This window comes from Streptomyces griseiscabiei (assembly GCF_020010925.1).
In the GTDB taxonomy this organism is placed as follows: Bacteria; Actinomycetota; Actinomycetes; order Streptomycetales; family Streptomycetaceae; genus Streptomyces; species Streptomyces griseiscabiei.
This window is the reverse complement of sequence record NZ_JAGJBZ010000001.1, coordinates 3,113,757-3,138,156: the sequence shown is the minus strand read 5'-3', so window position 1 is coordinate 3,138,156 and position 24,400 is coordinate 3,113,757. Positions and strand designations below refer to the sequence as shown.

The window sequence follows — 24,400 nt, the reverse complement described above, 5'->3', positions numbered from 1 at the left end:
GGGCGGGCCGGAGGTCACTTCGCCCCGGCCGCGTAGGTGCGGACCGTGAGCGGTACGAACACCGCGAGCAGGACGGCGCACCACAGCAGCGACCCGGCGACGGGATGGGCCACCGGCCAGGCGGCCTCCACCGGTACGGGCGCGTTCCCGAAGAGGTCGCGCAGGGCCGTGGCGACCGCGCTGATCGGGTTCCACTCGGCGACCGTGCGCAGCCAGCCGGGCAGCCCCTCGGTCGGGATGTACGCGCTGGACAGCAGCGGCAGCAGGAAGGTGGCACCGCCCAGCTGCCCGGCCGCGTCCTCGCTGCGGGTCAGCAGCCCCAGGAAGATGCCGATCCACACGCACGCGAACCGGAACAGCAGCAACAGCCCGAAGGCCCCGGCCGCCGCGAGCGCGCCCCCCTCGACCCGCCAGCCCACCGCGAGCCCGACCAGCAGGAACGGCACCGTCCCCAGCGCGGTGACGAGGACGTCCGCCAGCGCCTGCCCGAGCGGCACGGCGGCCCGGCTCATCGGCAGCGTGCGGAAGCGGTCCATCACACCCCGGTGCGTGTCCCCGGCGGCCTGGAACATCCCGGTCATGATCCCGCCGGACGCCGTCGCCACCAGCAGCCCCGGCACCAGGAACCGCCGGTACTCCTCGCCCGGCACGGCCAGCGCGCTGCCGAAGACGTACCCGAAGAACAGCAGCATCGAGATCGGCATGACCTGGGTGAGGATCAGCAGCCCCGGGTTGTTCCGCACCCGCCGCAGCTGCCGGCCCAGCATCGCCGTGCCGTCGTACGCCAACGCGCTCATGCCACACGCTCCTTGAGGTCCACGGAACCGGTCCTGGCGTCCGTACCGGCCGTCAGCCGGAGGAACACGTCGTCGAGGGTCGGCGGGCGCAGGCTCGCGTCGACCAACGCGACGCCCGCCGCGTCGAGTTCGCGGACCAGCCGGGGGAGCGTGAGCGTCGGGTCCAGGGTGACCGCGCCCACCGCGTTCCGCTCGTGGTCGAACGAGGGCTCCGCGCCCGTGAGCCGGTCGAGGACGGCCGCCGCCCCGGTCAGCGCGTCCGGGTGGGCGACGACGGCCTCCGCGTACGAGCCGATGAGCGCCTTGAGCTGGGGCGGCGAGCCGCTGTGCGCGATGCGCCCACGCTCCATCAGCACGATCCGGTCGGCGAGTTGGTCCGCCTCCTCCAGATACTGCGTGGTGAGCAGCACGGTCGTGCCCTCCGTCTTCAGGGCGCGCACGGCGTCCCATATCTGGTTGCGGCTGACCGGGTCCAGCCCGGTCGTGGGCTCGTCGAGGAAGAGCACCGCCGGGTGCCGGATCAGGCTGGCGGCGAGGTCGAGCCGGCGGCGCATACCGCCCGAGTAGGTGGAGGCCGGCCGGTCGGCGGCCTCGGTCAGGCCGAACCGGTCGAGGAGTTCGCCCGCGCGGGCCGCCGTGTCACGGACCCGGTGCAGCCGCGCGAACAGCCGCAGGTTCTGCCGCCCGGTCAGGTCCCCGTCCACCGACGCGTACTGCCCGGTCACCCCGATCGCCCGCCGGACCGCCCCCGGCTCGCGCACCAGGTCGTGGCCGGCGATCCGCGCCGAGCCCGCGTCCGGCCGCAGCAGCGTCGCCAGCAGCCGGACGGCCGTCGTCTTGCCCGCGCCGTTCGGGCCGAGCATCCCGACCACCGTGCCCTCCGCCACGGCCAGATCCAGGCCGCGGACGGCGTGGACCTCCCCGAAACGCTTCTCCAGACCCTCACTAAGTACAGCGTACGTAGTAGTCATGGGTCGACCATAGCGCATTACGTACGCCGTACGTAACTACGATGGTGGGCGAGGTGATGACCGATGGCGGGCCGAGCGGCCGAACCCGAAGTGATCTGGGCGCGCCCCGAGCGCACCGGCCGGGGCCCGAGGCCCGCGTTCAGCCGCGCGGACATCGCGGCGGCGGCGGTGCGGCTGGCCGACGCGGGCGGACTGGACGCGGTGTCCATGCGGCATGTGGCGGCCGAGCTGGGCTGCGGCACGATGTCGCTCTACAACTACGTGCCGCGCAAGGAGGACCTGTACGAGCTGATGGTCGACGCGGTCGGCGGCGAGCACGAGCTGTGGGAGCCCGGCGACGACTGGCGGGCCGAGATGCGGCGGGTGGCCCACCAGACGCGGACCCTGCTGCGCCGGCACCCCTGGATGCCGCGGCTGATGTCGCCGGTCTACGGCTTCAGCCCCAACGGGCTGCGGTATCTGGAGCACTGCATGACCTGCATGGACTCGCTCGACGCGCCGTACGGGACGAAGATGCAGCTGCTTGGGATGGTCAACGGCTGTGTGACGACCTACGTAGCGAACGAACTGGCGACGGCCGAGCGGGTGCGGTCGCTGCCGTGGTCGGAGGAGCGGGAGAACGCGGTACGGATCGCCTATCTCGGGGGGCGGATCGCGAGCGGTGCGTATCCCCGGCTGGCCGCGGCGTTCATGGAGGACCCGGGGCCGATCGATCTGGACGCCGCGTTCGAGTGGATGCTGGGGAGGGTGCTGGAGTCGTTCGCGCCGTAGTGGGAGCGGCGGGTGGGCGGCTGCGGGTTCGGTGGGGGTTGCTCGCGCAGTTCCCCGCGCCCCTGAAGACTCCTGGGCCGGCGCTCGAACGGAACCCTCTTCCTCACAACAGCGTGAACTGCCCCTCCGGCCCCTCCTCGTGGTGGTCCAGGACCGAGGCGGGCCTGCGGTACGCGTCCGGCACCGGGAGCACGCCCGCCTCGCGCAGCTCGGCCGCGGTGACCGGCCGGTCCACCGTCGACTCGTCCTGCCCCGGCCGCAGTTCCGCCAGCAGGGCCAGCACGGTGATCAGCTCCAGCAGCTCCGACGTCCAGGTCTGCGGCCAGGTCGGCGGGCGGATCGCCTCCAGGGTGCCCGGCTCGGCCGGTTCCGTGCGGCGGACGAACCACTCCTCCAGGACACGCACACCGCCCACATGGAAGTCCCATGCCTCGGACGGCACGGGGGAGATACGGCCCTCGCCCATGAGGAGGCTCTCCTCCTCGCGGTCGTAACGCAGTTCGAGGGGGCGCGCGGGCAGCGGGGCGCGGACGTAGGGGCGCCGGCCACCGGGGAGTTTGGGGCGGTCGCCGTCGCGGCGCAGCAGCCAGAGGGTGCGGCGGCCCCGTTCGACGCCGTGGGACCAGGTCCGCGGGGCGGCGGGGAGGGGCACCTCGACCCCGCGGGGGCCGGGGCGCGCCGCGACCAGGATCCAGGCGAGGACGTCGACGGGGTCGGCGGGGCCGGTGCCGAGGCGTTCGCCGAGATGCTCCGGCAGGCCCGGCGCCAGGTTGGGCTCCAGGCCGCCCGGCCGCCGGTACAGCGGGCGGACGCGGCCGACGCGCGGGCCGTGGAGCGGCAGCAGCGGCAGCACGGGGGAGGCGAGCAGGACCGGGCCCCGGGGCTCGGGGGCGGCGACCGGCTGCTCGACCACGAAGACCTGCCGCTCGTCCGCCACCCGCCACAGCTCCGGGCGGGCGGAGTCGATCAGACGGTGGTCGGGGATGAGCCACTGCTCGTCGAACGGGGCGGCCAGGACCCGTACGGGCTCGGGACAGGGCCCCGACGCGCGGGCCAGCCGCCCGGTGCCGCTGGACTGCCCCGGCAGCTGGGTCACCGCGGAGGTGAGCGTACGGGACCGGGTGGGCGCGAACAGGGTCTCGCGGTCCGGGCCCTCGGCCTTCACCAGGGCGTCCCAGCGGGCCTTCAGGGAAGCCGCGTCGGGACCCGTCGGCCACCCCCGGCCCAGCCGTGGCGGTGCGACGGACCACGGCATGAGGTCCGCGAGCAGCGGAGCGTCGTCGGGCGTCACGCTGGGCATCGTACGACCTCGCTAATGCGCGTCGAGGGTCACGGTGAACGAGAAGCGGTCGCCCCGGTAGTGGATGACCGCCACGTCCAGGACGCGGCCGGAGTCGTCGTAGGTGACGCCCGTGTAGTGCAGGATCGGGCTGAGGAGGGGGACCCGGAGGAGGCGCGCGGTCTCCGGGTCGGCGATACGGGCCTCCACGGTGTCGGTGATCCGGCTGATGCCCACCCCCACCACATCCCGCAGGACCTTGGTCATCGGCCAGCGCAGCAGATCGTCGCGGTCGATGCGTTCGGCCAGCTCGGGACGGACGTAGTTGCGGGCGTGGTTGGTCGGCTCGCCCGTCCGCTCGTCGCCGCGCAGCCGGTGGTACGTGGCCACCTCGGTCAAGTCGGGGAAGTACTCCGAGAGTTCACCCGACAGGGGGGTGCTGCCCTGGTCCAGCAGCTCGGTCGTCATCCCCGACTGCTGGGCCACGATCGCGTCCACCGACCCGAGCAGCCGCACCGGCGAACCCCGTCGCGCGCTCGGCTCGATGAAGGTGCCCCGCCGGCGGTGCCGGGTGATCAGCCCTTCCCCCTCCAGCTCCTTCAGCGCCTGCCGCATGGTCAGCACGCTCACCCCGTAGTGCCCGGCCAGCTGCTCCTCGGTCGGCAGCCGCAGGGGGTCCTGGGCCGACCGGCCGAGTATCGAGGCGCGCAGGGACTGCGACACCTGATACCAGAGCGGCAGTTTGCGGTTCAGGACGAGCGAGTCCGGAGCGAAGGAGGTCATGACGGAATCCGTACCCGGCCCGGCGTGTTCAGCGCAACGGGCCGAAGTGGCGCCGGAGCCCGGACCACACGTCGTCGTACCCCTGCTGCAGGTGCTCCGCGTGGGCCGCCTGCGCGGTCGTGAGGATGGGCCAGCGGGTCTCGAACATGAACGCCAGCCCGTCGTCCACCCGCTGGGGCCTCAGCTCCGCCGCGCTCGCCCGGTCGAAGGTCTCCTGGTCCGGTCCGTGCGCCGACATCATGCCGTGCAGCGAGCCGCCGCCCGGCACGAAGCCCTCCGCCTTGGCGTCGTACGCGCCCTCGATCAGGCCCATGTACTCGCTCATCACGTTCCGGTGGAAGTACGGCGGCCGGAACGTGTCCTCACCCACCAGCCAGCGCGGCGCGAACACCACGAAGTCCACTCCCGCCAGACCGGGGGTGTCGCTCGGCGAGGTCAGCACCGTGAAGATCGACGGGTCCGGGTGGTCGTACGAGATGGTCCCGATGACGTTGAAACGGTGCAGGTCGTAGACGTACGGGGTGTGGTTGCCGTGCCAGGCGACCACATCGAGGGGGGAGTGGTCGTAGGTGGCCGTCCAGAGGTTGCCGCAGTACTTGTTCACCACCTCCACCGGGCCCTCGACGTCCTCGTACGCGGCCACCGGCGCCCGGAAGTCACGGGCGTTCGCCAGGCCGTTGGCGCCGATCGGGCCGAGGTCGGGGAGGCGGAAGGGGGCGCCGTAGTTCTCGCAGACATAGCCGCGGGCGGTGCCGTCCAGCAGGTCGACGCGGAAGCGGACACCCCGGGGGATCAGGGCGATCTCGCCCGGCCCGGCGTGGAGCAGGCCGAACTCCGTGCGCAGCAGGAGGCCGCCGCGCTCCGGGACGATCAGCAGTTCGCCGTCCGCGTCGCCGAAGACCCGCTCCATGCCGGAATTGGCGTGATACAGGTGCACCGCCATGCCCGAGCGCAGCGCCGCGTCGCCGTTGCCGCCGAGGGTCCACAGGCCGCCGAGGAAGTCGGTGCCGGCCAAAGGCTCCGGCAGGGGGTTCCAGCGCAGCCGGTTGGGGTCGGGGACCGTCTCGGTGAAGGGGGCCGTGCGCAGGGCGCCGTTGTCCGCGCGGGTGAACGCCGGGTGGGCGGCCGAGGGGCGGATCCGGTAGAGCCAGGAGCGGCGGTTGTGGGCCCTCGGCTCGGTGAACGCGGTACCGCTGAGCTGCTCCGCGTAGAGGCCCAGCGGGGCGCGCTGCGGGGAGTTGCGGCCGTGCGGCAGGGCGCCCGGGACCGCCTCCGAGGTGTGTTCGTTGCCGAAACCGGTGAGGTAGTCGAGTCCCTCGGCCGTCTTCCTGGCGTCCCCGCTCATGCCCGCTCCCTCGCGATCCCGATTCCTATGCTTCACCGTAGGATTCGGTCGCCGCGGGCGCAAGGGCACGGCGGCAGGGCGGCAGGGGCACGGGGCGACAACCGGACGCCGGTGGCGCGTCCACAGATCGGGTGCATCGGACGGAGAGGGAGAACCGGACCGCCTGGAGATCCGTCCTGTCAGTGCGGTGCTCTAGTCTCCCGGCAGGCTGTGGTCGCGCGGATGTTCGCTGTCCGTGTCGCTCCACCAGTGAGCGGGATCGGCGGCAGCGCCCGTACTGATATTCGGACAGTTCATCGGACCTCGGCGGAAAGGCATCATGAAGCCCGTGTCCCAGGCGACCTCCCTGCGCCGCGCGCCAGTGCAGCGGCGCAGTGCCGAACGACTGACCAGGATCCTCGACGCCTGCGCCGACCTCCTCGACGAGGTGGGCTACGACGCGCTGAGCACCCGTGCCGTGGCGCTGCGCGCGGGTGTGCCCATCGGCTCCGTCTACCGCTTCTTCGGCAACAAGCGCGCCATGGCCGACGCGCTCGCCGAACGCAATCTGGACCGATTCACCGACCGGGTCACCCGCCGCCTCCAGGCCACGGGCGGCCGGGACTGGCGCACCGCGATGGACGCCGTGCTCGACGAGTACCTCGACATGAAGCGCAACGCCCCCGGCTTCGCCCTCATCGACTTCGGCAACCAGATCCCGGTCGGCGGGCGCCGCCAGGAACCCAACCACCGCGTCGCCGACCGGCTGTCCGACCTGCTCTCCGCGTTCATCGACCGCACCCCCGACGAGGATCTGCGCCGCACCTTCCTCATCGCCGTCGAGACCGCCGACACCCTCGTCCACCTGGCCTTCCGTGTCTCCCCGGAGGGCGACGCCCGGGTCATCCAGGAGATGCGGGAGCTGCTGCGGGCGTATCTGGCGCGGGTGCTGGACTGACGCCGGGCCGGGGCCCCGTGAGGGCGGTCCCGCGCTCGCGCCGGGCCGGGGGGCCCGCGATTTCCCGACAAGACCCCCGGCAGCCCCTCCCCGCGCTGCATACCGGTCGGTATGCTCGGCCCGGTACCGTGCGCCTCCCCGTGCGCGGGACCCGTCCGAGCGTCACCGTCGCCGCCGCCCCTCCGGGAGGACCCGTGTCCACCACCATCGACTCCCGCACCGCCCTGCGCGTCTGCCCGCTCTGCGAGGCGACCTGCGGGCTCACCCTCACCATCGAGGGGACCCGGGTGACCAAGGCGCGCGGCGACCGGGACGATGTGTTCAGCAAGGGGTTCATCTGCCCGAAGGGCGCCTCCCTGGGCGCGGCCGACGGCGACCCGGACCGGCTGCGCACCCCGCTGGTCCGCAGGGACGGCGAACTGCGGGAGGCCACCTGGCAGGAGGCCTTCGACGCCGTCGCCGCCGGAATCCGGCCCGTCGTCGAGGCCCACGGCCCGCACGCCGTCGGCATCGTCCTCGGCAACCCGAACGTCCACACCGTGGCCGGCGGCCTCTACCCGCCCGTGCTCCTCGCCGGACTCGGCACCCGCAGCCTGTTCAGCGCCTCCACGGTCGACCAGATGCCCAAGCACGTCTCCAGCGGACTGCTCTACGGCGACGCCAACGCCATCCCCGTGCCCGACCTCGACCGCACCGACCATCTGCTGCTCCTCGGCGCCAACCCGCTGGAGTCCAACGGCAGTCTGTGCACCGCCCCCGACTTCCCCGGCAAGCTCAAGGCCCTGAAGGCGCGCGGCGGCACCCTCACGGTCGTCGACCCGCGCAGGACCCGGACGGCCAAGCTCGCCGACCGGCACGTGGCGATCCGCCCCGGCACGGACGCGCTGCTGCTCGCAGCGATGGCCCACGTCCTCTTCGAGGAGAACCTGACCGATCTGGGGCACCTCGCCCCGCAGGTGCAGGGGGTCGAGGAACTGGCCGCCGCCGTACGGGAGTTCACGCCCGAGGCGGTCGCCGGCGCCTGTGACGTCGACGCGGACACCATCCGCGCGCTGGCCCGCGAACTGGCCGCCGCGCCCACCGCCGCCGTATACGGCCGCATCGGCAGCTGCACCGTCCCGCACGGCACCCTCGCCAGCTGGCTCGTCGACGTCCTCAACATCCTCACCGGCAACCTCGACCGGCCCGGCGGCGCCCTCTTCCCGCAGTCCGCCACCGACAAGACGCCCCGGCCCGCGGGCCCCGGCCGCGGCTTCGCGCTCGGCCGCTGGCACAGCCGGGTCGGCGGGCACCCCGAGGCCAAGGGCGAACTGCCGCTGTCCGCGCTCGCCGAGGAGATCGACACCGCCACCCCCGAGGGCGGCCCGATCCGCGCGCTCATCACCATCGCCGCCAACCCGGTCCTCTCCGCCCCCGACGGCGACCGCCTCGACAAGGCCCTCGACTCCCTGGACTTCATGGTCAGCGTCGACCCCTACCTCGGCGAGACCGCCCGCCACGCCGATGTCGTCCTCCCGCCGCCCCCGCCCTCCCAGGCCCCGCACTACGACTTCGCGCTCAACACCCTGGCCGTCCGCAACCAGGTCCGCTACAACCGCGCCGCCGTCCCCCTGGAGGACGGCCGCATGGCCGAGACGGAGATCCTCGCGCGCCTCGTCCTCGCCGCCACCGGGACGCACGGCGCCGACCCGTCCGCCGTGGACGACCTGGTCATCGGCCAGACCCTCGGCAAGGCCGTGAAAGAGGCCCACTCACCCGTCCACGGCCGCGACCCGAAGGAACTCGCCGCCCTGCTCACGGGCGACAGCGGCCCCGAGCGCCGCCTCGACCTGATGCTGCGCCTCGGCCCGTACGGCGACGGCTTCGGCGCCGACCCGCAGGGCCTGACCCTCACGAAGCTGCTCGCCCACCCGCACGGCATCGACCTCGGACCGCTGAAGCCGAGGCTGCCGCAGCCGCTGAAGACGGTCAGCGGCAAGGTCGAACTGCTGCCGGGGCCGATCGCCGACGACCTGCCGAGGCTGCGCACCGCCCTGCGGGAGCGCCCCGAGGGTCTGGTCCTCATCGGCCGCCGCCATCTGCGCTCCAACAACAGCTGGCTGCACAACATCCCCGCCCTCACCGGCGGCACCAACCGCTGCACCCTGCACATCCACCCCGACGACGCGGACCGCCTCGGCCTCACCGACGGGGACGCCGTACGGATCAAGGGCGCCGGGGGAGAGGTCACCGCTCCGGTCGAGGTCACCGACGTCGTACGCCGTGGTGTCGTCAGCCTTCCGCACGGCTGGGGACACGACCGTCCCGGCACCCGGATGAGCCACGCGGCGCTCGACCCGGGCGTCAACGTCAATCAGCTCCTCGACGGCTCCCTGCTCGACCCGCTCTCCGGCAACGCGGTCCTCAACGGCATCCCCGTGGAGCTGACCCCGATGGCCGCCCGAGCAGGCGCAACGCTGTGACCTGGAGTTCTGCTCTTATTGCTCGCATGTCAACTCCTTGTTAAGACTTGTGGGCCCGCCCTAACGTCGTCGCACCGCCGGTGCCCTGGTGGGAGTTCAAGGGCGAACGTTAGGTATCCACATGTTGACCATCCTCGGCTTCGCCATGATCGCGACCTTCCTGGTCCTGATCATGATGAAGAAGATGTCGCCGATCGCGGCGCTCGTACTGATCCCCGCGCTCTTCTGCGTGTTCGTCGGAAAGGGAGCCCATCTCGGCGACTACGTCATCGAGGGGGTGGGCAACCTCGCGCCCACCGCCGCGATGCTGATGTTCGCCATCGTCTACTTCGGCCTGATGATCGACGTCGGTCTCTTCGACCCGATCGTCCGGGGCATCCTGAAGTTCTGCAAGGCCGACCCGCTGCGCATCGTCGTCGGTACGGCCCTGCTCGCCGCGATCGTCTCCCTGGACGGCGACGGCTCCACCACCTTCATGATCACCGTCTCGGCGATGTACCCGCTGTACAAGCGCCTGAAGATGAGCCTGGTCGTGATGACCGGTGTCGCCGCCACCGCCAACGGCGTGATGAACACGCTGCCCTGGGGCGGCCCGACCGCCCGCGCCGCCACCGCGCTCAAGCTCGACGCCGGCGACATCTTCGTCCCGATGATCCCCGCGCTCGCGGTCGGTCTGCTCTTCGTCTTCGTCCTCGCCTACTTCCTCGGTCTGCGCGAGCGCAAGCGCCTCGGTGTGCTGAGCCTCGACGAGGTGCTGGAGCAGGAGAAGATCGTCAAGGACGAGGAGACCTCCGGGTCCGAGGAGACCGTCCTCGTTGGCGCGGGCGCCGCGTCCGCCGCCGGTTCCGGCTCCGGTGACGACAAGGGCCGTACGGCGAAGACCACGGGCGGCGCGGGCTCCGGTACCGACGCCGATACCGAGGACGACGACGAGGACGACGCCCGCCTCCAGGGCCTGGACCCCAACCGCCCGACGCTGCGCCCCAAGCTGTACTGGTTCAACGCGCTGCTCACGGTCGCGCTGCTCACCGCCATGATCATGGAGCTGCTGCCGATCCCGGTGCTCTTCCTGCTCGGCGCCGCGCTCGCCCTGACCGTCAACTTCCCCCACATCCCCGACCAGAAGGACCGCCTCGCCGCCCACGCGGACAACGTCCTCAACGTCTCCGGAATGGTCTTCGCCGCCGCCGTCTTCACCGGCGTCCTCCAGGGCACCGGCATGGTCGACTCGATGGCCAAGTGGATCGTCGACGGCATCCCCGGCGGCATGGGCCCGCACATGGCCCTCGTCACCGGCTTCCTGAGCCTGCCGCTCACCTACTTCATGTCCAACGACGGCTTCTACTTCGGTGTCCTGCCGGTCCTCGCCGAGGCCGGCGCCGCGCACGGGGTGTCGCCGCTGGAGATCGCCCGCGCCTCCCTCGTCGGCCAGCCGCTGCACATGTCCAGCCCGCTGGTGCCCGCCGTGTACGTGCTCGTCGGTATGGCCAAGGTCGAGTTCGGCGACCACACCAGGTTCGTGGTGAAGTGGGCGGCGGCCACCTCGCTGATCATCCTGGCCGCGGGCGTACTCTTCGGCATCATCTGACCGTGGGACCGGACCCCTTGGACCGGAACCGGCGTGAACGTCCCCGAGGAGGACCCGCATCGTGAGGCCCGGTAGGAACCGCGGCTGGCTGCTCCGCCTCGTCATCGCCTTCAGCTTCGCGCAGGGGGCGGTGTCGATGGCCCGGCCCGCCGTGTCCTACCGGGCCCTCGCGCTGGGTGCCGACGAGCGGGCGATCGGTGTGATCGCGGGGGTCTACGCCCTGCTCCCGCTGTTCGCCGCCGTCCCGCTCGGCCGCAGGACCGACCAGGGCCGGTGCGCGCCGCTGCTGCCGATCGGCGTCGTCCTGATATCCGGCGGCTGTGTCATGAGCGGCCTGGCGAACTCCCTGGCCGCGATGGCCGTATGGAGCGGGGTGATGGGCCTCGGCCACCTCTCCTTCGTCATCGGCGCCCAGTCCCTGGTGGCCCGCCAGTCCGCGCCGCACGAACACGACCGCAACTTCGGCCACTTCACCATCGGCGCCTCCCTCGGCCAGCTCGTCGGCCCCGTCGCCGCCGGCGCCCTGATCGGCGGCCAGGACATGGCCCGTACGAGCGCGCTGGCGCTGGTGGCGGCCGGCGCGGGGGCGGCGGTCTCGTTCACCTCGCTGTGGCGCATAGAGCGTCCCGTCGACCCCAAGTCCCGTACGGCGCGCGGCGATCGGGTCCCGGTGCACCGGATACTGCGGACCCGCGGTGTGCCCGGCGGCATCTTCATCAGCCTCGCCGTGCTGTCGGCCACGGACATCCTCACCGCGTATCTGCCGGTGGTCGGTGAGCACCGGGGCATCGCCCCCTCGGCGATCGGCCTCCTGCTGAGCCTGCGCGCGGCGGCGACCATCGCCTGCCGTCTGGTGATGACCCCCATGCTGCGCCTGCTCGGCCGGACCGCGCTGCTCACCGTCACCTGTGTGCTCGGGGCCGTGCTCTGCGCCGGGATCGCGCTGCCGGTGCCGGTGTGGGCGCTGGCCCTGATCCTCGCCGCCCTCGGGTTCTGCCTCGGGGTCGGCCAGCCGCTGTCCATGACCACGGTGGTGCAGGCCGCGCCGGACGAGGCGCGGTCCACCGCCCTCGCGCTGCGGCTGACCGGGAACCGTCTGGGGCAGGCCGGGGCGCCCGCCGCGGCCGGTCTGATCGCCGGGGTCGCGGGCGTGGCCGCGCCGTTCGTGATGCTCGGCGCGCTGCTGCTGGTGTCGGCGGGCATCGCCCTGCGCTCGCCGGCGGAGCCGGGGCGGGGGAGCGGCGGGCGCGGGAGGCCGAGGACGGAGAGCGCGCCGCCCGGTGTGTCCCTGGGCCGGAAGGGGGACATCTGATGGGGCGTCGGGCGCGGCTCCCCCCGTGCCCGGTGTGATGTGACAGAGAGTCAGGCGAAAGAGCGATTTGTGTGAAAATCGTCTGACTCGGAGGTTCTGCATGTCCACCTCGTCCCGCCCGCGCCCCGCCGGAGTGCGCGCGAGTGCCGCCGCCGTCCTCGCGGCACTCACCGTCACGGGAGCCAGCCTGATCACGGCACCGGCCGCCGTCGCCGCCCCGGGCGACCCCGACGTCGTGATCCACAAGGTGGGCTTCCCGTTCGACAACGAGCGCAACCAGCCGCTGGTCTGCGACTTCTACCTCTCCGCCTTCAACTTCCCCGAGAACTCCAGGCCGGCGCAGCGCATCGCCTGGACCATCGACAACCAGCCACCCGCGCCGCGCACCGACCCCGTGGCCACGGGTGAGATCACGCTCGCCGCCGACGGCACCGGCCACAGCACGCCCGTCGCGCCCGAGAACGCGGCACGCCTGCCCAACGGGGAGTACGTGCTGACCTGGAGGACCATCGGCGGGGCGCTGGAGGAGGGGCGCAGGGAGATCAACGTCACCTGCCCGCTCGCCGGTCTCGCCGGCCCCGAGGGCGCCGTCCCCGCCGGTGGCGGCGGTCTCGCGCTGACCCAGAACTTCTCGCCGGTCGCCGGCGCTGCGGCCGTGGGCCTCGCCGCGGTCGGCGGGGTGGCCTATCTGCGGCTGCGCCGTCGCCGCGCCGATGGCGCCGCGTAGACGCCGGCCGAGGCCCTGGTACCGGACGCGCGCCTACCGCCTGACACGGACGGCCGCGATGACCGTCGTGCTGGTGGTGGGCGGCGTCCACCTGGCGGAGGACAGGGGGCGGACCGGTTCCGCCGAGGCCTCCTCCGCCTGGGCCGGCACCGGGGCGCGCGATGCGGGGGCACCGCGCGCCCAGGCGTCCCTGTACCTCACGCCCCCGCCGCCCGACGATCCGGCGCGCGCCGAGGGGAACGCGTCCGCCGGGGACGCTGCCTCCGCCGGGCCCGGCGAACCCGCCGACCCCGCCCAACGGACTGCCGCCACCACCCCCACCGGGCCGGCCACCCCCACGGCTCCGGCCACCCCCACCGGACCGGCGCCCGTCACCCCCGCCGCGCCGAAACCCGCCGCCGAGTCCGTGCGGCCCGCGCCCACCCCCGAGCCGGCGGAACCGAAGAGCCCCGCCCGGCCCCGTACGCTGCCGCCCTCCCCGGCGAGGACCGTCTCCGTCCCGTACCTCGGCATCGAGGCCCCGGTGACCGGGCTGCGCCTGGACGCGCGGCGGCGGCTGCCCGCGCCGCCGGACGACAAGCCCAAGCTGGTCGGCTGGTACACGGAGGGGCCCGCGCCCGGCGGGCCCGGCACGGCGGTCGTCGTCGGGCACCGGGACACCCGGACGGGCCCCGCCGTCTTCGCCGCCCTGGACGTGATCAAGCCCGGCCGCGTCGTGGAGGTGCTGCGGGCCGACGGCCGCACGGCCGTCTACACCGTGGACGCCGTGAAGTCGTACGAGAAGGACCGCTTCCCCAGCAAGGAGGTGTACGGCCACCGCGCCCGCCCCGAACTGCGGCTGATCACCTGCGGCGGGACCTACGACCGGCGCAAGGGGTACGCGAGCAACGTCGTCGTCTTCGCCCATCTCACGGCGACCCGGGAGCCCGCGCGCAAGCCGTGAACCGGAGCGCGGGGCGCGCGACCACGGTCGCCACGAGCCCCGGGGGCGTACAGGAGTGCGCACGGCCCGGCCCCGGCGCGGCCGACGGATCCGGAACCGTCGGTCCCGCTAGAGCTGGGCCCATGACTTCGCACTCCACCCGTACCGGCCGCCTCACCCGCACCCGGGTCGCCCTCGCGGCCACCGTCTGTCTGCTGACCGTCGCCGCCCCGGCCGCGTACGCCACCCTCGACGAGAAGGCTCCCGGCGGTTCCGTGGTCGCCCCGGCGGGCGGGACGCCGTACGTCGAGACCCGGCTCCTCTTCGGCACCGAGCGGCCCGACGGCGGTCCGGACGTCACCGACGAGCAGTTCATGGCCTTCGTCGACCGGGAGGTCACCCCCGGGTTCCCGGACGGGCTGACCGTGCGGGAGGGGCGCGGGCAGTGGCGGGACGCGAGCGGGACGATCGAGAAGGAGCGGTCGTACGAGCTGATCCTGCTGTATCCGGTGTCGGCCGCCGCCGCGAGCGACCGGAAGATCGAGGAGATCCGGGACGACTATCTGAAGGAGTTCGCCCAGGAGGCGGTGGCGCGGGTGGACGACAGGAAGCGGGTCGACTTCTGAGGCGGGGCGGCTTCCCGCCGGCCGGTGCCGCCGACGAGTCCTGCCTCACTCCCCGATGCTCTGGTGCCGGAAAACTATCAGGGCTAGTTTTTGGGGCGGACGACCACGCCCGCCCGGGAGGCAGCAGGATGAAGGCACACGACGGCATGTACATCGGCGGCAGCTGGCGGCCCGCCGCCGGGACCGACACCATCGAGGTCGTGAACCCGGCCGACGAGCAGGTGATCGCCCGGGTCCCGGCGGGCACCGCCGAGGACGTCGACGCCGCCGTCCGCGCGGCCCGTGCCGCCCTGCCCGGCTGGGCCGCGACCCCGCCCGCCGAACGGGGCGCGCTGATCGGCGCCCTGCGCGACGTGCTCGCCGCGCGCCGGGAGGAGATCGCCGCGACGGTGACCGCGGAGCTGGGCTCACCGCTGCCGTTCTCCCAGAAGGTGCACGCGGACCTGCCGGTCGCGGTCGCCGGGTCGTACGCCGACCTGGCCGCGAAGCACGCCTTCGAGGAGCGGGTCGGCAACTCGACCGTCCACCACGAGCCCATCGGCGTCGTCGGCGCGATCACCCCCTGGAACTACCCGCTGCACCAGATCGTCGCCAAGGTCGCCCCGGCCCTCGCCGCCGGCTGCACGGTCGTCCTCAAGCCCGCCGAGGACACCCCGCTCGTCGCCCGGCTCTTCGCCGAGGCCGTCCACGAGGCGGGCGTGCCCGCCGGGGTGTTCAACCTCGTCACCGGCCTCGGCCCGGTCGCCGGACAGGCGCTCGCCGAGCACGAGGGCGTCGACCTGGTCTCCTTCACCGGCTCCACGGCGGTGGGCCGGCGGATCGCCGCGACCGCCGGGGCCGCGGTCAAGAAGGTCGCCCTGGAACTCGGCGGCAAGTCCGCCAACGTCATCCTCCCGAGCGCCGACCTCGCCAGGGCGGTGAGCGTCGGCGTCGCCAACGTCATGTCCAACTCCGGCCAGACGTGCAGCGCCTGGACCCGGATGCTCGTCCACGCCTCCCGGTACGAGGAGGCCGTCGAGCTGGCCGCGCAGGCCGCCGCGAAGTACGGCGACCGCATCGGCCCGCTGGTCAACGCCAAGCAGTGGGCGCGGGTGCGGGGTTACATCGAGCAGGGGGTCGCCGAGGGGGCCCGCCTGGTGGCGGGCGGCGCCGAACCCCCGCGCGAGCAGGGCTACTTCGTCAGCCCCACGGTCTTCGCCGACGTGACCCCCGAGATGACGATCGCCCAGGAGGAGATCTTCGGCCCGGTCCTGTCGATCCTCCGCTACGAGGACGAGGACGACGCTCTGCGCATCGCCAACGGCACCGTCTACGGGCTGGCCGGCGCGGTCTGGGCCGGTGACGAGAGCGAGGCCGTGGCCTTCGCCCGCCGGATGGACACCGGACAGGTCGACATCAACGGCGGACGCTTCAACCCGCTGGCCCCGTTCGGCGGTTACAAGCAGTCGGGAGTGGGGCGCGAACTCGGCGCGCACGGCCTGACGGAGTATCTGCAGACCAAGTCCCTCCAGTTCTGACCGGTCCGAGCGCATCCGAGGAGAGTCGCACCATGGCCGTTCGAGCCGCCGTCCTGCCCGCCGTCGGAGCCCCGCTGGAGATCACCGGGATCGAGCTGCCGGACCCCGGGCCCGGCCAGGTCCGGGTGCGGCTCGCCGCCGCCGGGGTCTGCCACTCCGACCTGTCGCTGTCCGACGGCACCATGCGGGTGCCGGTGCCCGCCGTGCTCGGCCACGAGGGCGCGGGCACCGTCCTCGCGGTCGGCGACGGCGTCGCCCATGTCGCCCCCGGCGACGGTGTGGTCCTCAACTGGGCGCCCTCCTGCGGGAGGTGTCACGCCTGCTCGCTCGGCGAGGTGTGGCTGTGCGCGAACGCGCTCGTCGGCGCCGGGAACGTGTACGCCCGCCGCGCCTCCGACGGCACCGACCTCCACCCCGGTCTCAACGTGGCCGCCTTCGCGGAGGAGACCGTCGTGGCCGCCGGGTGCGTGCTCCCCGCCCCCGACGGCGTCCCGCTCACCGACGCGGCGCTGCTCGGCTGCGCCGTCCTCACCGGCTACGGCGCGGTCCACCACGCGGCCCGGGTCCGGCAGGGCGAGACCGTCGCCGTGTTCGGGGTGGGCGGCGTGGGGCTGGCCGCGCTGCAGGCGGCGCGGATCGCGGGCGCGTCCCGGATCGTCGCGGTGGACGTCTCCCCGGCGAAGGAGGAGCTGGCGCGGGTGGCGGGCGCCACGGAGTACGTCGTCGCCTCCGAGGACACCGCCCGCGAGATCCGCGCGCTCACCGGCAAGCAGGGCGTGGACGTGGCCGTGGAGTGCGTCGGCCGCGCGGTCACCATCCGTACGGCCTGGGAGTCGACCCGGCGCGGGGGCCGCACCACCGTCGTCGGCATCGGCGGCAAGGACCAGCAGGTCACCTTCAACGCGCTGGAGATCTTCCACTGGGGCCGCACCCTCTCCGGCTGCGTCTACGGCAACTCCGACCCGGCCCGCGACGTCCCGGTCCTCGCCGACCACATCCGCGCCGGCCGCCTGGACCTCTCCACCCTGGTGACCGACCGCATCGCCCTGGACGACATCCCGGTGGCCTTCGACAACATGCGGGCGGGGAAGGGCGGCCGGGCGCTGGTGACGTTCTAGCCCCGGACGCGCACGACGGACGAGAGGCAGGGGCGCAGCCCCTGCCTCTCAGGGGCGCGGGGAACCGCGCGACAAGCCCCACCGGACCCGCACCCGAAGAACGCACCCCCATCCGGCGAAGCAACCGGCGCACGACCGTTGACCTCCATACCGTCCGGTCAGTACGTTCCCCGGAACGTCCCCGTCCCCCGGAGTGTGCTCGCATGGACACCGCTCCCGTCTCCACCCCCGTCACCCCCGCCCGCCCCCAGAGCCACCGCAAGGTGGCCACCGCCGCGGCCCTCGCCTCGGCGGTCGAGTGGTACGACTACTTCGTCTTCGGCATAGCCGCCGCCCTCGTGCTGGGCGACCTGTACTTCCCGGCCGGCAGCTCCTCCGCGGGAGTCCTCGCCGCGTTCGCCACCTTCGCCGTCGGCTTCCTCGCCCGCCCCCTCGGCGGCATCGTCGCCGGACACCTCGGCGACAAGCGGGGCCGCAAGCCGATGCTGGTCCTGGCCCTCACCCTGATGGGCCTCGCCACCACCGGCATCGGCCTGCTCCCCACCTACGAGACCATCGGGATCGCCGCTCCGATCCTGCTAGTCCTTCTCCGCGTCGCCCAGGGCATCGCCGTCGGCGCCCAGTGGGGCGGCGCGATGCTGCTGGCCACCGAGTACGCCCCCGAGGGCAAGCGCGGGGTCTACGGCAGCTTCGTCCAGCTCGGTGTGCCCATCGGCGTGGTGAGCGCCAACACGATGTTCCTCGTCGTGGGCGCCGCCACCGATGACTCGGCGTTCTCCGCCTGGGGCTGGCGGGTGCCGTTCCTGGTCGGCCTGTTCGTCCTCGGCCTCGCCTGGTACATCCACCGCCATGTCGAGGAGACCCCCGAATTCCGGGCGGCGGAGAGGGAGTTGGCGGAGAAGGAGAGCGGTGAGAAGAGTTCCCCGCTCAGGACGATCATGCGGGGCCATCTCGGCACGGTCTTCCTGGCCGGCGGCTCCTTCGCCGTGAACACCGCGACCTTCTACATCCTCATCACCGGCGTCCTCGACTACACCACCCGCGAACTCGACATGAAGCGCGGCTCGGTCCTCGCCGTCTCCCTGTGCGTCAGCCTCACCCAGCTGGTGCTGATCCCCGCCGCCGCGGCCCTCTCCGACCGCGTCGGCCGGATCCGGATCTACGCGTTCGGCGCGGCCGGTATCGCCCTGTGGGCCGTCCCGATGTTCCTGCTCATCGACACCGGCTCCCTGCTCTGGCTCGCGGTCAGCACCTTCGTCGCGGGCTGCTTCCTCAGCATCATGTACGGGCCTCAGGCCGCCCTGTTCGCCGAACTGTTCACCCCCGAGATGCGCTACACCGGCGCCTCCCTCGGCTACCAGATCGCGGCGGTGTTCGGCGGCGGCCTCGCCCCGTTCCTGATGGTCCTGCTGCTGGAGACCACCGGGACGTCCCTGTCCGTGTCGGCGTACATCATCGGGCTCTCGGTGATCGCCCTGATCTCGATCAAGATCCTCGCGGGGAGGGCGGGTTCAGGAGAGGACGGCTAGTGCCGCGGCAGGCAACGTTTGCCCGTCAAGGAGCGGCGTCCGTTGCCTGTCGCGGCGCTAGCTCTGCGCGCGCTGTCCGGGTCGCGGTTCCGGAAGGGTCTCCGGGGCCGCGACGCCGTCCTCGGCCCCGGCGCCCGGCACCGCCTCCCGGGTACGCGCCCGGGAGCGGGACACGGCCACCCCCGCCAGACACAGCGCGCCACCGGCCAGCGTGAGCGCCCCCGGCACCTCGCCCAGCGCCAGCCAGGACATCAGCACGACCAGCGCGGGCACGGCGTACGTGGTCGCGCCCATCCGGCTCGCGGTGGTCCGGGCGAGGGCGTAGGCCCAGGTGGTGAAGGCGAGGGCGGTCGGGAACACGCCCAGATACACCATGTTGAGCGTCGCCGAGGCCGGCGCGTCCGCCGCCTCCCGCCACAGCTGCCCGGCGAACGGCAGACACACCACCGCGCCCACGAGACAGCCGAAGGTCGTCACCTGGAGCGGGCTCGCCGAGCCCAGCGCGGGCTTCTGCGCGACGACCCCGGCCGCGTACCCGAAGGCCGCGAGCACGCACAGGACGACGCCCAGCACCGAGGCGCCCCCCTCGCCGGACATCGACAGCCCCACGGCGACCGCGCCCGCGAACGACACCGCCATGCCCGCGAGCAGCCGGGGCGGCATCGCGTCGCCCAGCAGCCGGGCGCCGAGCAGGGCGATGAGGATCGGCCCGATGTTCACCACCAGCGCCGCCGTGCCCGCGTCCACCTGCTGCTCGCCCCAGTTCAGGGCGACCATGTAGAAGCCGAACCACAGCACCCCGGACACCGCGATGCCCCGCCACGCGGCCCTCGGCGGCAGTCCCTCCCGGCGCCACAGCCAGATCGCCCCCAGCGCCACCGCCCCGGCCAGCAGCCGCCCGAGCGCCAGCGCGCCCGGCGAGTACGCCTCCCCGGCACTGCGGATCGACACGAACGCCGACGCCCACAGCACGACGGTGACGGCGGCCGCCCCCGCCGCGAGCAGCTCTACCTTGCGGGTGGGCGCGGCCCGGGAGTCGTCAGTCATGGGGTCGAGGCTAGGCGGGGGAGCGCGCGAGGGCTCGCGGTTTTCGGACGCCCACCTCAGGCACCGGGTGGCCGTACGACCTCCTCGTACTGCCGCTCCAACCCGTCCAGCAGTGCCCGCAGCCCCACCTCGAACGCCCGCTCGTCCACCTTCTCCTGCTGTTCGGCCAGCAGATGGGCCTGCCCGAGATGGGGATAGTCGGCCGGGTCGTACGCGCTCTCGTCGTCCACGAAGCCCCCGGCGAACGACCCGATCGCGGAGCCCATGATGAAGTACCGCAGCAACGCCCCGATGGAGGTGGCCTGTGCCGCCGGCCAGCCGGCCGCGACCATCGCCCCGAACACGACGTCGGCGACCTTCAGACCGGCGGGCCGGCGTCCGGGCCCCCGGGCGAGGACGGGCACGATGTTCGGGTGGTCGCGCAGGGCGGCCCGGTAGGAGACCGCCCAGTCGTGCAGCGCGGTCCGCCAGTCCCGACCGTCCTCGAACATCGAGAGATCGACCTGCGCGCTCACCGAGTCGGCGACCGCCTCCAGGATCTGGTCCATGGTCCGGAAGTGGTTGTAGAGGGAGGGCCCGCTGACCCCCAGCTCGGCGGCGAGCCGTCGCGTGGAGACCGCCGCCAGCCCCTCCGAGTCGACCAGGGCCCGCGCCGTCTCCACGATGCGGTCGGTGCTCAGCAGGGGCTTGCGCGGTCGGGCCATGGCGCACATAGTAGGGCTGCACCATAAAACTAGCAGTGGTAATTTAAGGGTGATCCGCCGGTCCGCAGGGCACCGGCCGAAGGGCGGGGTGGCATGAACCTGGAGCCGAGCGAGGAGCAGACCGCCGTACGCCGGCTCGCGAGGGACTTCGTGGAGCGGGAGATCACCCCGCACGTCGTCGCCTGGGACCGCGCCGAGAGCGTCGACCGGGGCATCGTGAAGAAGCTCGGCGAGGTCGGCTTCCTCGGGCTCACCGTCGACGAGGAGTACGGCGGCTCCGGCGGCGACCATCTCGCGTACTGCCTGGTCACCGAGGAGCTCGGCCGGGGCGACTCCTCCGTGCGCGGCATCGTCTCCGTCTCCCTCGGCCTGGTCGCGAAGACGATCGCGGCCTGGGGCGACGAGGAGCACAAGCGCCGCTGGCTGCCGGGGCTCACGGCGGGGGAGTACGTCGGCTGCTTCGGCCTCACCGAACCGGGCACCGGCTCCGACGCCGGCGAACTCACCACCCGGGCGGTCCGCGACGGCGGCGACTTCGTCATCAGTGGCACCAAGATGTTCATCACCAACGGCACCTGGGCGGACGTCGTCCTCCTCTTCGCCCGCTCCACCGACGCCCCCGGCCACAAGGGCGTCTCCGCCTTCCTCGTCCCCACCGACACCCCCGGCCTGACCCGCCGCGCCCTGCACGGCAAGCTCGGTCTGCGCGGCCAGGCCACCGCCGAGCTGGTCCTCGACGAGGTCCGCGTCCCCGCCTCCGCGCTGCTCGGCCCCGAGGGCAAGGGCTTCACCGTCGCCATGTCCGCGCTCGCCAAGGGCCGGATGTCGGTCGCCGCCGGCTGTGTCGGCATCGCCCAGGCCGCGCTGGACGTGGCGGTGCGCTACGCGGGCGAGCGCGAGCAGTTCGGCAGGGCCATCGCCCATCACCAGCTCGTCCAGGAACTCCTGAGCGACATCGCGGTGGACGTCGACGCGGCCCGCCTGCTGACCTGGCGCGTCGCCGACCTCGTCGACCGGGGGCGGCCCTTCGCCACCGAGGCGAGCAAGGCCAAGCTCTTCGCCTCCGAGGCGGCGGTCCGCGCCGCGAACAACGCCCTCCAGGTCTTCGGCGGCTACGGCTACATCGACGAGTACCCGGCCGGCAAGCTCCTGCGCGACGCCCGGGTGATGACCCTCTACGAGGGCACCAGCCAGATACAGAAACTGCTCATCGGGCGGGCGCTGACCGGGGTTTCGGCGTTCTGAGTAGGCAGGGCCCGCGCCGTGCGCCGATCTGAGTATCCGCACGGATGTGGGCCGTGCCACACCCGCCGGACCATGTCCCCATGAGTGAGACACCGGTCAAGCAGCAGAACACGGCGGCCTTCTACGGTCAGGCCGTCGCCTCCTTCGCCGTCGCCATGGCGGCCACCACCGTCGGCATCTACAACCTCGACGCCGATGCCTGGGTCCGCGCCTTCCTGGCCGTCGCGGTCCTCTACCTCGTGACCTCGTCCTTCACCCTGGCCAAGGTCATCCGCGACCGGCAGGAGGCCGGGCGGATCGTCAGCCGGGTCGACCAGGCCAGACTGGAGAAACTCCTCGCGGAACACGACCCCTTCGAGAAGCTCTGAGCGCGGCACCGCCCCGGCGTCGCCCGCGCTGAACGGGCCTTCTAAGCGCTCGCTCACCCTTCGGCGGTATGGTGGTGCCCAGCCATCGGAAGGGGCGAACGAGCGATGAGTACGGCGGAGGACACGGCGGGCGACGAGCCCCAGCCTTGGGGCGAGGTCAACCCGGACGCGGCCCGGCGGCTGCTGGTGGCCGCCGTGGAGGCCTTCGCCGAGCGCGGCTACCACGCGACGACGACCCGTGACATCGCGGGCCGCGCGGGGATGAGCCCCGCCGCGCTGTACATCCACTACAAGACGAAGGAAGAGCTGCTCCACCGGATCAGCCGCATCGGCCACGAGAAGGCCCTCGACGTGCTGCGCACGGCGGCGCAGTCCGAGGGCGGCCCGGCCGACCGGCTCGCCGAGGCCGTACGGTCCTTCGTCCGCTGGCACGCCGGTCAGCACACCGTCGCCCGTGTCGTCCAGTACGAGCTGGACGCCCTCGGCCCCGACGCCCGCGCCGAGATCGTCACCCTCCGCCGCGAGAACGACGCGGCCGTGCGCGGCATCATCGAGGACGGTGTCGCCTCCGGCGACTTCGACGTCCCCGACGTCCGCGGCACCACCGTCGCCGTCCTCTCGCTCTGCATCGACGTGGCCCGCTGGTTCAACGTCAACGGATCGCGCACCCCCGACGAGGTGGGCGCCCTGTACGCCGATCTCGTGCTGCGCATGGTGGGCGCGAAGAAGTGACGCGGGCGATCGGGCGCCTCTTCGAAACATTCGAAGAGTCCTGACGTCCGTCCGACCCCCCTTCTGACGGTCTTGGCGCGTCTTCGCTGGTGTGACCCGCGAATGTTTCGGGATCAATGCCGAAAGCATTGACAGTTGGCAGGGGCAGGCCAACACTCCCCGGGTGACAGGGCGAACCCCCACGAGCCCCGAGGAGGACGCGCGCACATGAACGACGCACCCGCACCCTCAGCCACTCCCACCCCGCCCCCGAGCCGCAGGCTCTTCCTGGGCGGCCTCGGCGCGACCGCGCTGGCCGCCGCGACGACGCTGGCCCTGCCCGGCACCGCCCGGGCGGACACGGTCGTCACCTCCAACAAGACCGGCACCGACAACGGCTTCTACTACTCGTTCTGGACCGACGCCCCGGGCACGGTCTCCATGACCCTCTCCTCCGGTGGCAACTACCGGACCTCCTGGAGCAACACCGGGAACTTCGTCGCCGGCAAGGGCTGGAGCAACGGCTCCCGCCGGACCGTGCGCTACTCGGGCAGCTTCAACCCGTCCGGCAACGCCTATCTGACGCTCTACGGCTGGACGGCCGGTCCGCTCGTCGAGTACTACATCGTCGACAGCTGGGGCACCTACCGGCCCACGGGAACGTACAAGGGCACGGTCACCAGCGACGGCGGCACGTACGACATCTACCGGACCACGCGGTACAACGCCCCCTCCGTCGAGGGCATCCGCACCTTCGACCAGTACTGGAGCGTCCGTCAGTCGAAGCGCACCGGCGGCAGCATCACCACCGGCAACCACTTCGACGCGTGGGCCCGCGCCGGAATGCCCCTCGGCAGCTTCAGGTACTACATGATCATGGCCACCGAGGGATACCGGAGCAGCGGCAACTCCACCATCACGGTGGCCGCGTGAGCACCGGAGCGCGCCGCTCGCCCCGGCTTCCCGGCAGACGGTCGGCCGTCGTCGCGGCGGTCCTGGCGAGCATCGCGCCGCTCGCGCTCACGACCGCCGGGGCCGCCCCGGCGCGGGCAGCCGCCTGCACCGGCTATGTCGGGCTCACGTTCGACGACGGCCCGTCCGGGAACACCCCGGCCCTGCTCGGCGCACTCCGCGGCAACGGGCTGCGGGCCACCATGTTCAACCAGGGCCAGTACGCCGCCGCCCGCCCCGACCAGGTACGGGCCCAGGTCACCGCCGGGATGTGGGTGGCCAACCACAGCTACACCCACCCGCATCTGACCCAGCTGGGCCAGGCGCAGATCGACTCGGAGATCTCCCGGACCCAGACGGCGATCGCGGGTGCGGGCGGCGGCACCCCGAAGCTGTTCCGGCCGCCGTACGGCGAGACCAACGCGACGGTGAAGGCGGTCGCGTCCCGGTACGGCCTGACCGAGGTCCTCTGGCAGGTCGACTCCGAGGACTGGAACGGCGCCGGCACGGACGCGATCGTGCGGGCGGCGGCCCGGCTCACGGCGGGCCAGGTCATCCTCATGCACGACTGGTCCGCCAACACCCTCGCGGCGATCCCGCGCATCGCGCAGGGGCTGGCCGGTCGCGGTCTGTGCGCCGGCATGATCTCGCCGCAGACCGGCCGGGCCGTAGCGCCCGGATAGCGCCTCA

At 72.9% G+C, this 24,400-nt stretch carries 23 protein-coding genes; 16 read left to right on the top strand and 7 right to left on the bottom strand.

The window, feature by feature from the left end; translation table 11 throughout:
• Positions 1 to 14: 14 nt before the first annotated feature.
• Both J8M51_RS13645 and J8M51_RS13640 read right to left on the bottom strand, forming a co-directional pair.
• The gene (locus J8M51_RS13645; protein ID WP_086763091.1) at positions 15 to 797 is read right to left on the bottom strand and encodes an ABC transporter permease; all 783 of its coding nucleotides are present in this window, start codon (positions 795 to 797) and stop codon (positions 15 to 17) included.
• Complete coding sequence (locus tag J8M51_RS13640) at positions 794 to 1,768, bottom strand: ATP-binding cassette domain-containing protein (protein WP_086763093.1); 975 nt, start codon at positions 1,766 to 1,768, stop codon at positions 794 to 796. Before J8M51_RS13640 ends, J8M51_RS13645 begins: the two co-directional genes overlap by 4 nt.
• Before the next feature lie 63 nt (positions 1,769 to 1,831).
• On the opposite strand from J8M51_RS13640, the gene J8M51_RS13635 reads away from it, so the two are divergent.
• Positions 1,832 to 2,539 carry a TetR/AcrR family transcriptional regulator gene (locus J8M51_RS13635; RefSeq protein ID WP_086763095.1) on the top strand — a complete coding sequence of 236 codons (708 nt, stop codon included), beginning with the start codon at positions 1,832 to 1,834 and terminating at the stop codon, positions 2,537 to 2,539.
• Positions 2,540 to 2,642: 103 nt separating this feature from the next.
• On the opposite strand, the gene J8M51_RS13630 is transcribed toward J8M51_RS13635, so the two are convergent.
• From J8M51_RS13630 to hmgA, 3 genes are read right to left on the bottom strand one after another with little or no spacing between them, the layout of a single operon-like run.
• A complete protein-coding gene (locus J8M51_RS13630) occupies positions 2,643 to 3,839 on the bottom strand; it encodes a type ISP restriction/modification enzyme (RefSeq protein WP_267299191.1) in 1,197 nt (398 codons plus the stop codon).
• Between the two features lie 12 nt (positions 3,840 to 3,851).
• Positions 3,852 to 4,601, bottom strand: coding sequence for a GntR family transcriptional regulator (locus tag J8M51_RS13625; RefSeq protein ID WP_216589031.1), 750 nt, complete (start codon positions 4,599 to 4,601; stop codon positions 3,852 to 3,854).
• Positions 4,602 to 4,629: 28 nt separating this feature from the next.
• Positions 4,630 to 5,946 carry a homogentisate 1,2-dioxygenase gene (gene hmgA / locus J8M51_RS13620; protein WP_086756960.1) on the bottom strand — a complete coding sequence of 439 codons (1,317 nt, stop codon included), beginning with the start codon at positions 5,944 to 5,946 and terminating at the stop codon, positions 4,630 to 4,632.
• 319 nt (positions 5,947 to 6,265) lie between these two features.
• On the opposite strand from hmgA, the gene J8M51_RS13615 reads away from it, so the two are divergent.
• The 10 genes from J8M51_RS13615 to J8M51_RS13570 all read left to right on the top strand — a co-directional run bounded on the left by J8M51_RS13615 (position 6,266) and on the right by J8M51_RS13570 (position 18,684).
• A complete protein-coding gene (locus tag J8M51_RS13615) occupies positions 6,266 to 6,883 on the top strand; it encodes a TetR/AcrR family transcriptional regulator (RefSeq protein WP_086756958.1) in 618 nt (205 codons plus the stop codon).
• Positions 6,884 to 7,077: 194 nt separating this feature from the next.
• Positions 7,078 to 9,345: a molybdopterin oxidoreductase family protein gene (locus tag J8M51_RS13610; RefSeq protein WP_267299190.1), complete on the top strand. Its 2,268-nt coding sequence runs from the start codon at positions 7,078 to 7,080 to the stop codon at positions 9,343 to 9,345.
• A 121-nt stretch (positions 9,346 to 9,466) separates the two neighbouring features.
• Positions 9,467 to 10,933, top strand: a complete 1,467-nt coding sequence (locus J8M51_RS13605; protein ID WP_086760408.1) for a CitMHS family transporter — start codon at positions 9,467 to 9,469, stop codon at positions 10,931 to 10,933.
• Positions 10,934 to 10,994: 61 nt separating this feature from the next.
• Complete coding sequence (locus J8M51_RS13600) at positions 10,995 to 12,245, top strand: MFS transporter (protein WP_086760406.1); 1,251 nt, start codon at positions 10,995 to 10,997, stop codon at positions 12,243 to 12,245.
• Between the two features lie 100 nt (positions 12,246 to 12,345).
• Entirely contained in the window at positions 12,346 to 12,972 is a 627-nt protein-coding gene (locus J8M51_RS13595) for a hypothetical protein (RefSeq protein ID WP_179203321.1), read from the top strand.
• A 58-nt stretch (positions 12,973 to 13,030) separates the two neighbouring features.
• On the top strand, positions 13,031 to 13,915 hold the full coding sequence (locus J8M51_RS13590) for a class F sortase (RefSeq protein ID WP_267299189.1): 885 nt from the start codon (positions 13,031 to 13,033) through the stop codon (positions 13,913 to 13,915).
• A 122-nt stretch (positions 13,916 to 14,037) separates the two neighbouring features.
• Positions 14,038 to 14,520, top strand: coding sequence for a DUF3574 domain-containing protein (locus J8M51_RS13585; RefSeq protein WP_267299188.1), 483 nt, complete (start codon positions 14,038 to 14,040; stop codon positions 14,518 to 14,520).
• A 128-nt stretch (positions 14,521 to 14,648) separates the two neighbouring features.
• Positions 14,649 to 16,037, top strand: a complete 1,389-nt coding sequence (locus J8M51_RS13580) for an aldehyde dehydrogenase family protein (protein ID WP_086761873.1) — start codon at positions 14,649 to 14,651, stop codon at positions 16,035 to 16,037.
• Positions 16,038 to 16,069: 32 nt separating this feature from the next.
• Positions 16,070 to 17,155, top strand: a complete 1,086-nt coding sequence (locus tag J8M51_RS13575; RefSeq protein WP_086761871.1) for a Zn-dependent alcohol dehydrogenase — start codon at positions 16,070 to 16,072, stop codon at positions 17,153 to 17,155.
• 203 nt (positions 17,156 to 17,358) lie between these two features.
• Entirely contained in the window at positions 17,359 to 18,684 is a 1,326-nt protein-coding gene (locus J8M51_RS13570) for an MFS transporter (RefSeq protein ID WP_267299187.1), read from the top strand.
• A 57-nt stretch (positions 18,685 to 18,741) separates the two neighbouring features.
• Here J8M51_RS13570 and J8M51_RS13565 read toward each other — a convergent pair whose 3' ends face one another.
• Both J8M51_RS13565 and J8M51_RS13560 read right to left on the bottom strand, forming a co-directional pair.
• Complete coding sequence (locus J8M51_RS13565) at positions 18,742 to 19,731, bottom strand: DMT family transporter (protein WP_086763507.1); 990 nt, start codon at positions 19,729 to 19,731, stop codon at positions 18,742 to 18,744.
• A gap of 56 nt (positions 19,732 to 19,787) precedes the next feature.
• A complete protein-coding gene (locus J8M51_RS13560) occupies positions 19,788 to 20,435 on the bottom strand; it encodes a TetR/AcrR family transcriptional regulator (protein ID WP_086763505.1) in 648 nt (215 codons plus the stop codon).
• Between the two features lie 93 nt (positions 20,436 to 20,528).
• Here J8M51_RS13560 and J8M51_RS13555 point away from each other — a divergent pair, with 93 nt between their 5' ends.
• The 5 genes from J8M51_RS13555 (at position 20,529) to J8M51_RS13535 (ending at position 24,393) form a co-directional block, all read left to right on the top strand.
• Positions 20,529 to 21,680: an acyl-CoA dehydrogenase family protein gene (locus tag J8M51_RS13555; protein WP_086763503.1), complete on the top strand. Its 1,152-nt coding sequence runs from the start codon at positions 20,529 to 20,531 to the stop codon at positions 21,678 to 21,680.
• 80 nt (positions 21,681 to 21,760) lie between these two features.
• Positions 21,761 to 22,048, top strand: coding sequence for a YiaA/YiaB family inner membrane protein (locus J8M51_RS13550; protein ID WP_086763501.1), 288 nt, complete (start codon positions 21,761 to 21,763; stop codon positions 22,046 to 22,048).
• A gap of 105 nt (positions 22,049 to 22,153) precedes the next feature.
• Entirely contained in the window at positions 22,154 to 22,780 is a 627-nt protein-coding gene (locus J8M51_RS13545; RefSeq protein WP_086763499.1) for a TetR/AcrR family transcriptional regulator, read from the top strand.
• Between the two features lie 207 nt (positions 22,781 to 22,987).
• Complete coding sequence (locus tag J8M51_RS13540) at positions 22,988 to 23,692, top strand: glycoside hydrolase family 11 protein (protein WP_086763497.1); 705 nt, start codon at positions 22,988 to 22,990, stop codon at positions 23,690 to 23,692.
• Positions 23,689 to 24,393 (top strand): polysaccharide deacetylase family protein, encoded by a 705-nt coding sequence (locus J8M51_RS13535; RefSeq protein WP_086763495.1) that lies wholly within the window; start codon positions 23,689 to 23,691, stop codon positions 24,391 to 24,393. Before J8M51_RS13540 ends, J8M51_RS13535 begins: the two co-directional genes overlap by 4 nt.
• Positions 24,394 to 24,400: the final 7 nt, after the last annotated feature.